Origin of the sequence: Desulfosarcina alkanivorans, assembly GCF_009688945.1 — a bacterium.
GTDB classification, from domain to species: Bacteria; Desulfobacterota; Desulfobacteria; order Desulfobacterales; family Desulfosarcinaceae; genus Desulfosarcina; species Desulfosarcina alkanivorans.
The window spans coordinates 3,679,188-3,692,203 of record NZ_AP021874.1 but is presented as its reverse complement, the minus strand read 5'-3'; the positions used below and the strand labels follow the sequence as shown (position 1 = coordinate 3,692,203).

Below are 13,016 nucleotides of genomic sequence, written 5' to 3'. Positions count from 1 at the left end.
CATGTCCCTACTCACCCTTTTGTTTTACGCCATCGCCCTGCTGATCCTCGCGTCCACCGTGCTGGCCGTCACCCGGCGCAACATGGTCCATGCGGTGCTCTACCTGGTGCTGTCCTTTTTTGGAACGGCCATGCTCTTTTACCTGCTGGGGGCGCCCTTCCTGGCGGCCCTTGAGATTATCATCTATGCCGGCGCGATCATGGTGCTTTTTCTCTTCCTGATCATGATGATCCGGCTGAAAAAGAGGCCCGGCATGTTCTTTCCGGCCGGGCAGCTGCTGCCGGCTATTTTCATCAGTGTCGGCTTCTTATTGGTCAATACGGTGCTGGTGGGCCGGGACACCTCGGGATGGGCTCCCCTATCGGCGGCCCAGGCATCGCCGATGACGTTCGGCGTCTTCCTCTTCCAGGCCCACTGGCTGGCCGTGGAAATTGCATCCATGCTGCTGCTGGTGGCCCTGGTGGGCGCTTATGTGCTGGGCATCCGGGTCCGTCCGCCGTCCGCTGACCGGCAAAAGGAGGCGCCGTGATCGTTCCGCTCAACCACATCCTTTTGTTGTCGGCCCTGCTGTTTACCCTGGGCATGTTTGGCATCCTGGCCCGGCGCAACCTGATCATGATGCTGCTGGCCATCGAAATCATGCTCAATGCGGCGGCGGTGGCCTTTGTGGGGGCGGCACTGCACTGGCAGCAGATGGAAGGGCAGGCGTTTGTCATTTTTATCCTGGCGATTGCCGCTACGGAAGTGTCCGTCGGGCTGGCCGCCATTCTGGTGGTCTACCGGCGCACCGGGTCGGTGGACCCTGGGCTCGGTGACGCGGCAGTCGAAACGGGAGGAACCCCTTGAGTATGGGCACCGCGACCCCTTTTCACTTCAGTCTGATCGTTGCGGCTTCGGCCCTGATCCTGCCGCTGCTGGCCTTCGGCGTGATCATGGTGGCCACCCGGTCGCGCCATCGGCTGAGTGCGGTTATCTCCATCGGCGCCGCCGGCCTGTCCCTGATGGCGGCGGTCACCCTGCTGGTCCAGCACTGGCAGATGCCGGCACCGCTGGTATTCCAGACCGTCTGGGTGGTTTCCGGACAGACGGCGATCCCCCTCGGCATCCTGCTGGACCCGACCAGCCTGCTGATGTTCACCGTGGTGGCCGCGATCAGTTTCCTCGTCCAGGTCTATTCGCTGGGATACATGGCCGGGGACCCGGGTTTCGGGCGCTATTACGGCTGCATGTCCCTGTTCGCCTGGGCCATGCTGAGCCTGACGGTTTCCAGCTCCTTGCTGCAGCTCTACATTTTCTGGGAACTGGTGGGACTGGCCTCCTACCTGCTGATCGGCTTCTGGTTCGACACATTCAGCGCCAGTGAGGCCGGGAAAAAGGCCTTCGTGATGACCCGCACCGGCGACGTGGCATTTTTGCTGGGGCTGGTGCTGCTCTGGCTGCAACTGGGGACCCTGGACATTCCGGTGCTGACTGATCCGGCCGCGGTGGCGGCGCAATTGTCGCCGGGCATGACCACGCTGACCGCCCTGCTGATCTTCGGCGGCATCGTCGGCAAGAGCGCCCAGTTCCCGCTGCTCACCTGGCTGCCCGACGCCATGGAGGGCCCCACACCGGTGAGCGCCCTGCTGCATTCGGCCACCATGGTGGCCGCCGGTGTTTATCTTTTTGCCCGGTTGTTCGGTTTTTTTTCCCTGTCGCCGACAGCCATGGCGGTCTGCCTGACGATCGGCACGGTCAGCATGCTGCTGGCCGCCACCATGGCCATGGTGGCCCGTGACATCAAGCAGGTCTGGGCCTTTTCCACCATCAGCCAGCTGGGGTTCATGCTCATGGGACTGGGCGCCGGCAGCCTGTTTGCAGGGGTGTTCCACCTGGTCACCCATGCCGGTTTCAAGGCCCTGCTGTTCCTGAGCGCCGGCGTGTTTATCCATCACTGCCATACCAACGATATGGCCGCCATCGGGCGGCAGGGCGGTCGCCGGCTGAAATCGGCGGTCGCCTGTACCATCGTGGGGGCCGGTGCGCTGTCCGGCCTGCCGCCCTTTTCCGGGTTTTTCAGCAAGGAACTGATCCTGGGGCACCTGCTGGACAGCGGGCACCCGGTCGCCTTTCTGGCAGCGGCCGTGGGCGCTTTTCTGACCACCTACTACTCGTTCCGCCTGATTTTCATTCTCCTGTTTCCCCGGGATGGTGGGGATGATGCCCCGCCGGCGGACAGCCACGGCGATCGGGGCCACGGGGGCGACCGGGCCATGGCGGTGGTGCTGTGGTGTCTGGCGGGGGTGACGCTGGCCCTGGGATTTTTTCAGGCCCCGCTGCAGGATTTTCTGGCCCGCACCGGCGGCGGGGCGGGGGCGGCGGCCCACCACGGCTGGCTGCCCGTGGCCGCCTGCCTGCTGGCCGCGGTGGCCATCGGGCAGGCCTGGTTCGAATTCGGCCGGCCAAAGGCCAGCCGGATCGGCTGGGTGGAGCGCTTCCCCCTGCTGGCGGACCTGTTCGGCCAGCGCTGGTACCTGGACCGGTTCTACCGGTTTTTACTGGACACGCTGGTCTACCGGGGGGTGTCGCGGTGGTTTGCGGCCAACGACCGGCGGGTGATTGACGGTGCCGTGGACGGACTGGGCCGCTCGACCGTCAGCCTGGGCCGGGTGGCGGCCTGGCTGCACGCGGGCATGATCCAGTACCGGCTGATGGTGATGTTTGCGGCGGTTGTCGGTCTGATTCTCTTTATCGCATGGGGCGGGTGACCATGGCCTACCAGCTGGCACATTTCCCCTTTTTGACGGCCCTGCTGCTCTGCTGCGCCGTGGGCCTGCTGGTGATTTTGTCCATCCCCGGACGGCACACGCAGGCCATTAAAATCGTGGGCGCCGTGTTCAGCGGCCTGACCCTGGTTATCTCCGTCTATCTATACTGTGCCTACGACCAGCAGGCGGGCGGCTACCAGTTCGCCGAGCGGGTGGAATGGATCCCCGCGCTGGGTATCGCCTATTTCAACGCGGTGGACGGTTTTGCCCTGCCCATGCTGCTGCTGACCGGCATCGTCTTTTTTACCGCCGTACTGACCTGCTGGGAGATGCAGCTGCGGGTCAAGGAATTCTTCGCCCTGGTGTTCCTGCTCGTGGCCGGCGTCTTCGGCATGTTCATGAGCCTGGACCTGTTTTTCATCTTCGTATGGTTCGATGTCTCCCTGTTTCCCATGTACCTGCTCATCGCCGTCTGGGGAAGCACGCGCAAGGAGTACGGGGCCATGAAGCTGACCCTCTACCTGCTGGCCGGCAGCGCGCTGATCCTGCCGGCCATCGTCTACCTGGTGTCCCAGGCTAGCACCCTGACCTTCGACCTGCTGACGCTGATGGACGGGGAACGCTTCTCGCCGGCCCAGCAGCGCCTGGCCTTTTTGATGCTCTACATCGGTTTCGGCATCCTGGCCGGCGTGTTTCCCTTTCACACCTGGTCGCCGGTGGGCCATGTGGCCGCACCCACGGCGGTGTCCATGATCCACGCCGGCGTGTTGATGAAGATCGGTGCCTTCGGCATCCTGCGGGTGGGCATCTTCCTGTGCCCGGAAGGCTGGCAGTTCTGGGCGCCGCTTATGGCCGTGCTGGCGGTCTGCGGGATTGTATACGGGGCCATCGTCGGGCTGAGCCAGACCGACCTGAAATACGTGATCGGCTACTCGAGCGTGTCGCACATGGGCATCGTCGGTTTGGGGCTGTCCACCATGACCGTCGACGGCATGAACGGGGCGGTGTTCCAGATGTTTGCCCACGGCATCATGACGGCCCTCTTTTTCTCCTCGGTGGGCTATATTTACGACCGGACCCACACCAAGGCCATCGCCGAACTGGGCGGGCTGAGCCGGATCATGCCGCGGGCGAGCGCCTTTTTCATTATCGCCGCGCTGACCGGCATCGGCGTTCCCTGCCTGGCCAGCTTCTGGGGCGAACTGGTGGTGTTCATGTCCTGCGTGCGGGTCTACCCGGTGGCCGGTGCGCTGGCCATCGGTGCGCTGGCGGTGGGTGCGCTGTTCATGCTGCGGGTGGTCCAGAACACCTGCTACGGGCCGCCGCTGGAAAAATTCGCCGGTCTGACGGACATCCCCGCCGCCCTGGCGGTGCCCCGCGTGATTCTGGTGTCGGTGATCGTCTTGTTCGGGCTGTTCCCGGGCCTGCTGTTTGACATGATCCATACGGCCACGGTTCAATTGACAGGATTAAGATGAACTGGACCCTGCTCCTTCCCGAAATGACCCTGCTGCTGGCGGCAGCCCTGTTTCTGGTGCTGGCCTGCCTGAAGCCGGACCGGCAGCGGGATTACCACCTGGGCGTCACCATGGCCGCCGTAACGGTCGCGGCCAGCCTGACCTGTGCCACGATGGGCGGCGACCTGTTCAACGGCGTCTACCGCGTGGATCTTTTCTCCCAGGTGGTCAAGGTGCTCCTGGCCATCGGTTTTTTTCTGGTCGTCTGCCTGTGCGATGACTTCAAGGGCGTTGCACCCGCGCACCACGCTGAAGGCTTTTTTCTGCTGGCCGTCTGCACCCTGGCCATGACGCTCATGGCCTCGGCGGTGCACCTGCTGGCCCTGGTCCTGGCCCTGGAACTGTCCAGCTACTCGCTGTATATCCTGGTTTTTCTTCGCCGGGAGGGCCGTCTGGGGATGGCTGCGGGCCTGCGCTATTTCCTGGTGGGGGCCAGTGCGTCGGCCATCATGCTTTTCGGTCTGGCCCTGGTTTACGGGGCTACCGGCGCCATGCACATCGACCGGCTGATCGATCTGATTCCCCCCAGGATGGGCCAGCCCATGGTGGCCACCGGCCTGCTGCTGACCCTGGCCGGGCTGTTTTTCAAACTGGCTGTCTTTCCCTTCCACTTCTGGGCCCCCGACGCATACGAGGGCGCGCCCAACCCGGTGGCGACTTTTATTGCCGCCGTGTCCAAGGTGGCTGCCGTGGCCGTCTTGCTGCGCGTGATTTCACTGGCCCAGGGAAACGGCGACATGCTGGCCCGGGGGTTGATCGCCATGGCCGTGGTGTCGATGACCGTGGGCAACCTGGCCGCCATCGCCCAGCGGGACTTCAAGCGGCTGATGGCCTTTTCCAGTGTCGCCCATGCCGGCTACCTGCTGCTGGCCATGCTGTGCATGACACCGGCCGGGTACGCCGGCGCCCTGTTTTACGGGGCGGCCGTGCTGGTCATGAAATACACCTGTTTTATGGTCATGACCCGGGTGGCCGATGACGGCCGCAACCTGCAGATCAGTGAACTGGCGGGCCTGCACCGGCGCAGCCCCCTGCTGGCCCTGGCACTGATGCTGGCCCTGTTCAGCCTGGCCGGCATCCCGCCCACCATCGGTTTTGCCGGCAAGCTGATGATATTCCTGGCCGCCATGCAAAAGGGCTATCTGGTCCTGGTCGTCATCGCCATGGCCAACGTCGTCGTTTCCCTGTACTACTGCCTGCTGGTGCTCAAGGCCGCCTACCTGGATGAACCCGACCGCCCGGCCGCGGCCATCCCCCTGACCCCGGCCGCCCGCCTGGCGGCCCTGGCCATGATTGTCCTGATCGTGGGCATCGGCATATATCCCACGGCCCTGCTGGACCTGGTGCAGGCGGCCGTTATGCGCTTGCCATGACGAAGGCGGCAGGGGGGAGCCGACCGCCGCATAGGGACCGGTTGCCGTCCATTCCGCCGCCGTTGACGTTTCCCGTCAAATGGTAATATTTCCGATTGTCATTGAAAGGGGTTGTTGATGCCCATTGACCGACCCGACGACCACCGAACCATAAGGGGGCCCATCATGAAGGATTCCGGCAGTATCCATAAAAACGTTCAGGACATGTGCGATTGCTACGCAACGACAGATCCGCTCAAGGAGATGTCGACGATAAAAGACGAACCCGATGCCCGCAGCGCAGCCTTGAAATGGGCTGCCCTGGCCGCTTTGCACGGGGTCGGCAGCAATGCGGAACAGATCACCATCTCCCGCAGCGAAGACGGCCGGATCACCGTCTCCGCCGAATACCGGCCCGCTGAGCTGCCCTCCCCGGGCAAGGATGTGGGCCATGAAATTTTTGAAACCTTCAGGCAGATGACCCACATCGAAGCCGACAAGGGCAAGACGGCGCTGGCGCTGGGCATTCGCGACAGCAGCATCGACCTCGAGGTCAAAGTGAAGAAAAAGAACGGCCGCGAAAAAATTAAAATCGCTTTCCCGAAGCGTTAACCGGTCAAGCCGGTGAGGGCGCCCAACAGGGTGCGCTCATTTTTTTTATTGTTGACGATGTCGGCTTTTGTCATGGCGCCGGCAATCGTGTCGGCGTGGCAGGTGGTCACAGCGGACCGGGTGGTGGTCAAAAACCCGAGCGCCTGCTGCTGCTCATGCACGGGGACCGCGTGCTGTATGCTTTTGCCATTGCCCTGGGCGGCGCGCCCGAAGGGGACAAGCTGGAGGAGGGCGAATGGCCCACCCCCGAAGGGCAGTATGTCATGGACTGGCGCAATCCAGGAAGCCGGTTCTATACCTTCATCCACATCTCCTGCCCGAGCGAGCAGGACCGGCGGATGCATTGCCCTGAACCATTCAGGCATGGATGTGGTCTGGTCCCTCATCGCTGACGGAACGCCCATCGACATCCTTCCCTGACCCGCTTTTTTTCCACGACCAGGGTCCTTGTCCGCAGTGCCGGGCCTTTCACGCTTCTTCCGGCAGCCCATCCACAAAAGCGAGTGGCACAGCAAATAATATGCCCTTGCCCGGCTCACAGAGATCGCCGCAAAAGGATTTTACCAGGCCAATGGCTTTGTCCAGAATTTCTTTTTCCTTGATCACGGTGAAAATGGTTTTATTGGCGGATTCGCCATTGGCTATCATTTTATTGATTTCCTCCATGGCAGGGCCGTCCACGCCGGCTTTCATCAATGCCCGCCCCATGCCGGATGGGTTCATGTACCTGTTCGTTTTTGGGGCCCGGCGCGGCGCGATGAGTGGTTTTTTCTACCTGCTAACGATAACCAAATCAATCTATTGCCTTTCTGTCCGGCCTGGCTTATTGCTGCGGTGACAACGCCCCCTGGCGGTGATGTCGACGGCGGCGGCCCGAAGGCCGAAGAACCGGTTGCGGCCATCGCCGGTTTTCATCCGGGAACGGTCGTGCCGGGGTTGGCAGCAAGGCCCACCGGCCCCAATACAGTCAAGGAGATCAGGGCACATCATGAATGCAATCCCATCGCTGGCCCTGGCCATCGCCTTTTCCAGCGGGGTGGCCATGACCATGAAGGTCGCCAACGCCAAGGGCTTGAAGCTGGGGAAATTGCTGGCCGTCAACTATCTGGTGTGCAGTCTCGGTCTTGCGGCCCGGGGGGCCTGGCAACCCCTTCCAGGCACGGATTCGCCCCTGCTATGGTCATTGGGCATCTTTGTGGGCTTCATGTACGTGCTATCGCTCTGGCTTTTCGACCGGGCCATATCGGCTGCGGGCCTGGCCCTGTCCACCACCTTGATGCGCCTGTCTGCCGCGCTGCCCACGGCGGGGTCCCTGCTGCTTTTTGCCGAACCGGCCAACGGTTATCAGTTTTCCGGGCTCATCCTGGCATTCGCCTGTCTGCCGCTGGCCGGCAAAGAACCATTGCGCCCCGGCCCTTCCGGAAAAACGGCATGGGGAGGCATCGTCTGGGGGCTGCTTTTATTCGCGGCATACGGGGTGACCGATTTCACCTTCAAGGTCCAGGCGGAACTGGCGCCGCTGGCCGACCCGGACCGCTTTATGGCCATGATCTTCACCACCGCCCTGATTCTCACCCTTCCCCAGCTTTTCAAAGGCGCCCGGCCCGGCAGGCGCTGCCTTTTCTGGGGTGCGGTCCTGGGGCTCACCAACGTTCTGGCCACGCATTTCTGGATCCGCACCCTGGCCCATCTGCCGGGTGCGACGGCCTACCCGACCCTGGCACTGGGGGTGATTGCATTGACGACACTGGCCAGCCTGCTGGTCTGGCGTGAACGGCTGCGCCCGGCTAATTTTGCGTTCCTTGCCCTGGCGGGGGTGGCGGTGGTTCTGATCAACCTGGGGTAGGCGGTCCGTTTGGCGGCGCTCATAACGATGATGGCGGGGCCTGGAAACGGCAATGGATATCCTGCCAGCCCATGACCGTTAACCTTCGTTTGCCTGTAGACCGCCGCATTGTATTCCCAAAAGGGTTTCTTCAGCGACTTACTCTTTCCTTAATTTGCACGATTTCCCTCACCATTGCCTGCCAGGGCGTGATGCTGAAACGGATTCAGAGGCCCCCGCCCGGCCATGCCTCCCTGCCGGGAGGAGAGGGCCTGCCACCATGCGAAGCAGGTTTCCACCCTGAAAATTGAAGATCGATGAGGTTTTATTTAAAGAACCCGCCATCGCTGCCGATAGTGTTCCTTAAACACAGGCAAAAGAGACTATGGTCATAATAAAGATGCATGGAAACTCATTTTTCGGGTGGCCACCGGGACATATGGAAAGGTCCATTGGCGTATTTGTTAATTCGATTGACAGGAGGATGGCATGAAAGTCAGTTTCTGTAAACTTATGTTGGTGCTGTTTTTTTTCATGGCCGGAACAGGGGTCGTTTTCGGCGAAAATTATAAAATCGGCGTACTGGCCAAAAATGGACCGGTCAAGGCACTGGCCAAGTGGAAGACCACCGGGGATTACCTCTCCCAGGCCATTTCAGGGCATACGTTTGAAGTCGTTCCCCTGGGTTTTGACGACGTCAACCCGGCCGTTGAAGCCGGCAAGGTCGATTTTTTTCTGGTCAACTCCTCCATGTTCGTCACCGCGAAGGTGAAGTTCGGGGCCACGGCCATCGCGACCATGGTCAACTCCCGTCAGGGGCAGCCGTTGAAATCCTTTGGCGGCGTGATTCTGACCACTGCCGAAAACGATGATATCAACAGCCTGGCCGATCTGAAAGGCAAAACCTTCATGGCGGTCAAACAATCGTCCTTCGGCGGTTGGCAGATGGCCTACAAGGAGATCCTCGATGCCGGCATCGACCCGCAGAGCGATTTTGCCAAGCTCGAATTCGGCGGCAAGCACGACAACGTGGTGTATGCCGTCATGAACGAGGCGGTGGATGCCGGCACGGTAAGGACCGACACGATGGAGCGCATGGCCGCCGCCGGCGAAATCGATCTGGAGGAGTTCAAACTGATCACGCCGAAAGCGCATGCCGATTTTCCCTTTCTGTGCAGCACCACGCTCTACCCGGAATGGCCGCTGGCCAAAGTGGCATCCACCCCGGCGGCCATCGCCGACCAGGTCGTTGTCGCGCTCAAGGCGTTGAAACCAGCGGATGAGGCCGCCAAAAAGGCCAAAGTCGTCGGTTGGGTGGACGCCCTGGACTACGGGCCCATTGAAAACCTGCAGGCATCCCTTAAAATCGGCGCCTACGCGACGGCCCAATAATACCCGGCCTCTGTGCGAAGGCGATCGACCCGCATTCGCCGATGCCACCTGGGCAGCCGACCGCCGCCGGCTGCCCAGCAGACGAACTGGAGGAATGGTTTTGAAACGTCTACTCAACAATCAGAATCTGCGCATCAAGATATTGGCGCCGGTAACGCTGATCCTCTTCCTGTCCTTTGTGCTGCTGGCCTTCTCGGTAGCCGGCATACAGGAACGTTCGCTCAAAAAGATGTGTGCCCAACTCGGCGCCAGCCTGGACGCCTCCGATGCGGACATGCAAAAGGATTTTGCCCGCGTTGGCGAACAGGTGCACCAGACCATGGCAGCCATGGCCCAGTCCACCAGCGAGGACCTGTCGCTGCAGACCCGTCAGGCGCTGGACAAGGAGGGGGCCCAGGTAGCCAGGGAATGGGAAGCCCAGCTGCGTAAAAATGCGGACAGCCTGGTGGCCCTGCTCGCCCAGGTGGCGCCCAAGGCCATTTTGACCAACAGCTACACCGATCTGGTGACCTATGCCAAGTCGGCCGCCAACGCGGACAACGTCGTTTTTGCCTTGTATCTCCGGCCTGGCGGAAAGCCCTATACCCGCTATGTCGATAAAAAAAATACAAAGATCAAGGGGTATCTTCAAACGGGCAGCGGCAAGAAAAAAATCGATAAGGTGTTGTCCGCCGCATCCAAGGATTCCTCCGTGTTCATCGTCAAGAAGGCCATCGTCGCCGAAGGCACGGCCCTGGGCCACGCACTGGTGTGCATCGACAAATCGATGATGAACCAGACCCTGGCGCAGATGACCGGTCGTTTCGAGCTCCTGGCCCGGAACAATGCCGCATCGATTGCCGACACCCTGGAGCAGGAATCCGGCGTGGTGGTCGCGGACATCGGTGCGGCGGTCCAGAAAATAGCGGGCAAAAACCGGGACCTGATCCAGGCAACCATCGAAGGGATCGGCGAGACCAGCATGAACGTCGTGCGCAGCACCCGCACCACGGTCCTGGCGGCAGGACTGGTCTGCGGATTGATCCTGCTGGGCTGCGTGATGCTGCTGGTGGTGCATCTGCTGATCAAGCCGGTGGAACATGTCGCCGGGCGCCTGGCGGAAATCGCCCAGGGGGAAGGCGACCTGTGCACCCGGCTGGATGTCAAAAGCCGGGACGAGGTGGGCCAACTGGCATCCTGGTTCAACCTGTTCATGGACAAGCTGCAGAAAATCATTGGAGAAGTGGCCAAAAATACGGGTACCGTCACCGCATCGTCCAACGAGTTGACCTCCATATCGGAGCACATGTCCACCGGGGCCAACGCCATGTCCGACCGATCCAACACCGTGTCGGCGGCAGCCGAGGAGATGAGTGCCAACATGGTTTCCGTGGCCGGTGCCAGCGGACAGGCGGCCACCAATATGAACATGGTTGCCGCGGCTGCGGAAGAGATGAGCACCCGCATCGCCGACATCGCCCGTCATTCCAATAATGCCAAGGCCACCGCGGATCAGGCGGTCTCCCAGGTCAGCCGTACGTCCGCCAAGGTTCATACCCTTGGCCAGGCCGCTTCGGCCATCGGGAAGGTCACCGAGGTCATCACGGAAATTTCCGAACAGACCAACCTGCTGGCCCTCAATGCGACCATCGAAGCGGCCCGTGCCGGCGATGCCGGAAAAGGGTTTGCCGTGGTGGCCAACGAGATCAAGGACCTGGCTCGCCAGACCGCCGATGCCACCCAGGACATTCGTGAAAAAATTACCGGCATCCAGCAGTCCACAGGAGAGACGGTCGATGACATCGGCCGTATCAGCGGCGTGATCGAAGAGGTGAGCCAGACGGTGATCGCCATCGCCACCGCGGTCGAAGAGCAATCCGCCACCACCCGTGAGATTGCCCAGAATGTCGGGCAGGCGTCCCAGGGTATCCAGCTGGTCAATGAAAGCATCACCCAGGGAACCACTGTCGCCGGCGATATGGCCGCGGATATTGCCGTTGTCAACCAGGAGGCCGGCCAGATGGCTTCCAGCAGCAACCAGGTGAACACCAGTGCGGCCAAGCTGTTTGAAATGGCTGAAGTCCTGCAGGAACTGATCGGCGGGTTCAAGGTGGCGGATGATGACCAGGTGCGTTCTTTGCAGGCTGACGCATGATCCGTTCGTGCGTCACGGACCGGCACCCCCGTCCTTGCCCCGCCGTCTCATCCTGAGCGTCGTTTGACCGGCCCCCTTTAAACCGGTTCGTTCTGTGTCACCCGGAGGACGATTGGCCGCGGGACGCCCGCCGGCCAATCGCTCAATGGGTGGCCGAGGCATCCCGTTACCCCGCTCATTCCGGCGTCCGGCCCTCGAGGTCCTTCATATTGAACAGCACATCGTTTTCCCAGTAGGATTGCTCCAGCCTGGCCTGGTGCACCTTCAGGGCCTCGCCCTGCCGGCTGGCCAGTTCGTGGACCAGATAGTTGATCAGACAGGACATGGGGGTCGGGCTTCCTAAATAGGGGATGTGTTTGGCAGCGGCGATCAGGTGGTGGTCGGCGAATTGAAGCACCGGGCAGGTGGCGCTGTCGGTGATCACCACCAGGGTCTGTCCCAGGCGTTTGACCAGCTTGCCCAGGCGAATCAGCTCGTTGGGGTAGCGGGAGGTGGCGACGATCACGACAACGCTGTCCGCCGGTGCGATGGTCAGCCAATCGATGGTGGTGCGGTCGCTGCCCTTCATGATACGAATGTTGTCGCGCACCTTGGTCAGGGCCCATCCCATATAATAGGCCAGGGTAAAGGAGAGCCGCGATCCGATCACGTGAACCGGCACCCGGCGATCCAGAACATCCACCACTGCCTCCATGGCGTCGACGTCCAGGGCGTTGTACAGCTGCTGGAGATTGTCGATCTCCTCGGCCACGGTGCGCCGGAAACGAACGGCGCCGGGCGCCTGCATGTCGGCGATGTCCAGCCGGTCCAGCAGGGTCAGTTCCGTGTCCACGAAATCCCGCAGGGCCTGCTGGAAATCGCTGTAGCGATCGTAGCCGATGCCGGCCACGAAGCGCACCACGGTGGCCTCGCTCACCTCGCACGCCTCGGCCAGTTCCTTGGTGGTCATGAACACCGCTTTGCGTGGCTGGGATATGATGAACTCGCCCAGAATGCGCCCTTTGGGCGTGAGGGCTTCGATACTTGCCGAAATTTTTTCGATCAGGGGATGCAGATCAGGTGTTGTCACAAATACCTCCACCCAAAAAAGATTGAAAAGCTTTCAAAGAAATGAGCTCTTTCATTGCCGCCCCGCTAACATTTCTTTCAATTGACTTTTTTTGATACCTAACCACAGGCGGTGCCGAAAACACAACCATTTAATCCAAGTGTTTTCAGGATCCGATCAAGACGCTAAAATTTTTTATTTTTTCATAACAATTGAGAGCCCTGTAACGCAATTTGCGCGAGTCCCCGTTCGATGAAATTAGACTGAATCGTATTTTTTTATTGACTTCGACTGTTTTGCATGAAATGGAAAATTTCATTTGATATGAATAGATACAATTCGTTTTTGGCCGTCAGACGGTTCAGCCGGCAGAATTGCCATGGCCGAAG

Annotated in this window: 13 protein-coding genes; 10 read left to right on the top strand and 3 right to left on the bottom strand. The window is 61.0% G+C overall.

Going from position 1 to position 13,016, the window contains the following annotated elements:
• The first annotated feature begins 1 nt into the window (after position 1).
• From DSCA_RS16245 to DSCA_RS16220, 6 genes are all read left to right on the top strand, one after another.
• The gene (locus tag DSCA_RS16245; RefSeq protein WP_155317418.1) at positions 2–529 is read left to right on the top strand and encodes an NADH-quinone oxidoreductase subunit J family protein; all 528 of its coding nucleotides are present in this window, start codon (positions 2–4) and stop codon (positions 527–529) included.
• Entirely contained in the window at positions 526–846 is a 321-nt protein-coding gene (nuoK, locus tag DSCA_RS16240) for an NADH-quinone oxidoreductase subunit NuoK (protein ID WP_155317417.1), read from the top strand. Before DSCA_RS16245 ends, nuoK begins: the two co-directional genes overlap by 4 nt.
• A gap of 2 nt (positions 847–848) precedes the next feature.
• Positions 849–2,747 carry an NADH-quinone oxidoreductase subunit 5 family protein gene (locus DSCA_RS16235; protein ID WP_155320455.1) on the top strand — a complete coding sequence of 633 codons (1,899 nt, stop codon included), beginning with the start codon at positions 849–851 and terminating at the stop codon, positions 2,745–2,747.
• 2 nt (positions 2,748–2,749) lie between these two features.
• Positions 2,750–4,225: a complex I subunit 4 family protein gene (locus tag DSCA_RS16230; protein ID WP_155317416.1), complete on the top strand. Its 1,476-nt coding sequence runs from the start codon at positions 2,750–2,752 to the stop codon at positions 4,223–4,225.
• Positions 4,222–5,637, top strand: a complete 1,416-nt coding sequence (locus DSCA_RS16225) for an NADH-quinone oxidoreductase subunit N (protein WP_155317415.1) — start codon at positions 4,222–4,224, stop codon at positions 5,635–5,637. The genes DSCA_RS16230 and DSCA_RS16225 overlap by 4 nt, the downstream gene beginning before the upstream one ends.
• A gap of 117 nt (positions 5,638–5,754) precedes the next feature.
• Entirely contained in the window at positions 5,755–6,228 is a 474-nt protein-coding gene (locus DSCA_RS16220) for a hypothetical protein (RefSeq protein WP_231716199.1), read from the top strand.
• On the opposite strand, the gene DSCA_RS31995 is transcribed toward DSCA_RS16220, so the two are convergent.
• Positions 6,225–6,389 carry a hypothetical protein gene (locus tag DSCA_RS31995; RefSeq protein ID WP_167527532.1) on the bottom strand — a complete coding sequence of 55 codons (165 nt, stop codon included), beginning with the start codon at positions 6,387–6,389 and terminating at the stop codon, positions 6,225–6,227. The two genes, DSCA_RS16220 and DSCA_RS31995, sit on opposite strands and share 4 nt — an antisense overlap.
• Positions 6,390–6,398: 9 nt before the next feature.
• On the opposite strand from DSCA_RS31995, the gene DSCA_RS16215 reads away from it, so the two are divergent.
• Positions 6,399–6,620: a hypothetical protein gene (locus DSCA_RS16215; protein WP_197904607.1), complete on the top strand. Its 222-nt coding sequence runs from the start codon at positions 6,399–6,401 to the stop codon at positions 6,618–6,620.
• Between the two features lie 76 nt (positions 6,621–6,696).
• On the opposite strand, the gene DSCA_RS16210 is transcribed toward DSCA_RS16215, so the two are convergent.
• Complete coding sequence (locus tag DSCA_RS16210; RefSeq protein WP_155317414.1) at positions 6,697–6,921, bottom strand: hypothetical protein; 225 nt, start codon at positions 6,919–6,921, stop codon at positions 6,697–6,699.
• A gap of 295 nt (positions 6,922–7,216) precedes the next feature.
• Between DSCA_RS16210 and DSCA_RS16205 the strand changes: the two genes are divergently transcribed.
• The 3 genes from DSCA_RS16205 to DSCA_RS16195 all read left to right on the top strand — a co-directional run bounded on the left by DSCA_RS16205 (position 7,217) and on the right by DSCA_RS16195 (position 11,579).
• On the top strand, positions 7,217–8,074 hold the full coding sequence (locus tag DSCA_RS16205; RefSeq protein WP_155317413.1) for a hypothetical protein: 858 nt from the start codon (positions 7,217–7,219) through the stop codon (positions 8,072–8,074).
• A 468-nt stretch (positions 8,075–8,542) separates the two neighbouring features.
• Positions 8,543–9,445 (top strand): phosphate/phosphite/phosphonate ABC transporter substrate-binding protein, encoded by a 903-nt coding sequence (locus DSCA_RS16200; protein WP_155317412.1) that lies wholly within the window; start codon positions 8,543–8,545, stop codon positions 9,443–9,445.
• 100 nt (positions 9,446–9,545) lie between these two features.
• Entirely contained in the window at positions 9,546–11,579 is a 2,034-nt protein-coding gene (locus DSCA_RS16195; protein WP_167527809.1) for a methyl-accepting chemotaxis protein, read from the top strand.
• 175 nt (positions 11,580–11,754) lie between these two features.
• On the opposite strand, the gene DSCA_RS16190 is transcribed toward DSCA_RS16195, so the two are convergent.
• Complete coding sequence (locus tag DSCA_RS16190) at positions 11,755–12,648, bottom strand: MurR/RpiR family transcriptional regulator (RefSeq protein ID WP_155317410.1); 894 nt, start codon at positions 12,646–12,648, stop codon at positions 11,755–11,757.
• Between the last annotated feature and the right edge of the window lie 368 nt (positions 12,649–13,016).

Bases quoted from the DNA above. Each gene is read 5' to 3' on its own strand.
- DSCA_RS16245 (WP_155317418.1), top strand. From the start codon at position 2: ATGTCCCTACTCACCCTTTTGTTTTACGCCATCGCCCTGCTGATCCTC.
- DSCA_RS16235 (WP_155320455.1), top strand. From the start codon at position 849: ATGGGCACCGCGACCCCTTTTCACTTCAGTCTGATCGTTGCGGCTTCG.
- DSCA_RS16230 (WP_155317416.1), top strand. From the start codon at position 2,750: ATGGCCTACCAGCTGGCACATTTCCCCTTTTTGACGGCCCTGCTGCTC.
- DSCA_RS16225 (WP_155317415.1), top strand. From the start codon at position 4,222: ATGAACTGGACCCTGCTCCTTCCCGAAATGACCCTGCTGCTGGCGGCA.
- DSCA_RS16220 (WP_231716199.1), top strand. From the start codon at position 5,755: ATGCCCATTGACCGACCCGACGACCACCGAACCATAAGGGGGCCCATC.
- DSCA_RS16210 (WP_155317414.1), bottom strand. From the start codon at position 6,921: ATGAAAGCCGGCGTGGACGGCCCTGCCATGGAGGAAATCAATAAAATG.
- DSCA_RS16205 (WP_155317413.1), top strand. From the start codon at position 7,217: ATGAATGCAATCCCATCGCTGGCCCTGGCCATCGCCTTTTCCAGCGGG.
- DSCA_RS16200 (WP_155317412.1), top strand. From the start codon at position 8,543: ATGAAAGTCAGTTTCTGTAAACTTATGTTGGTGCTGTTTTTTTTCATG.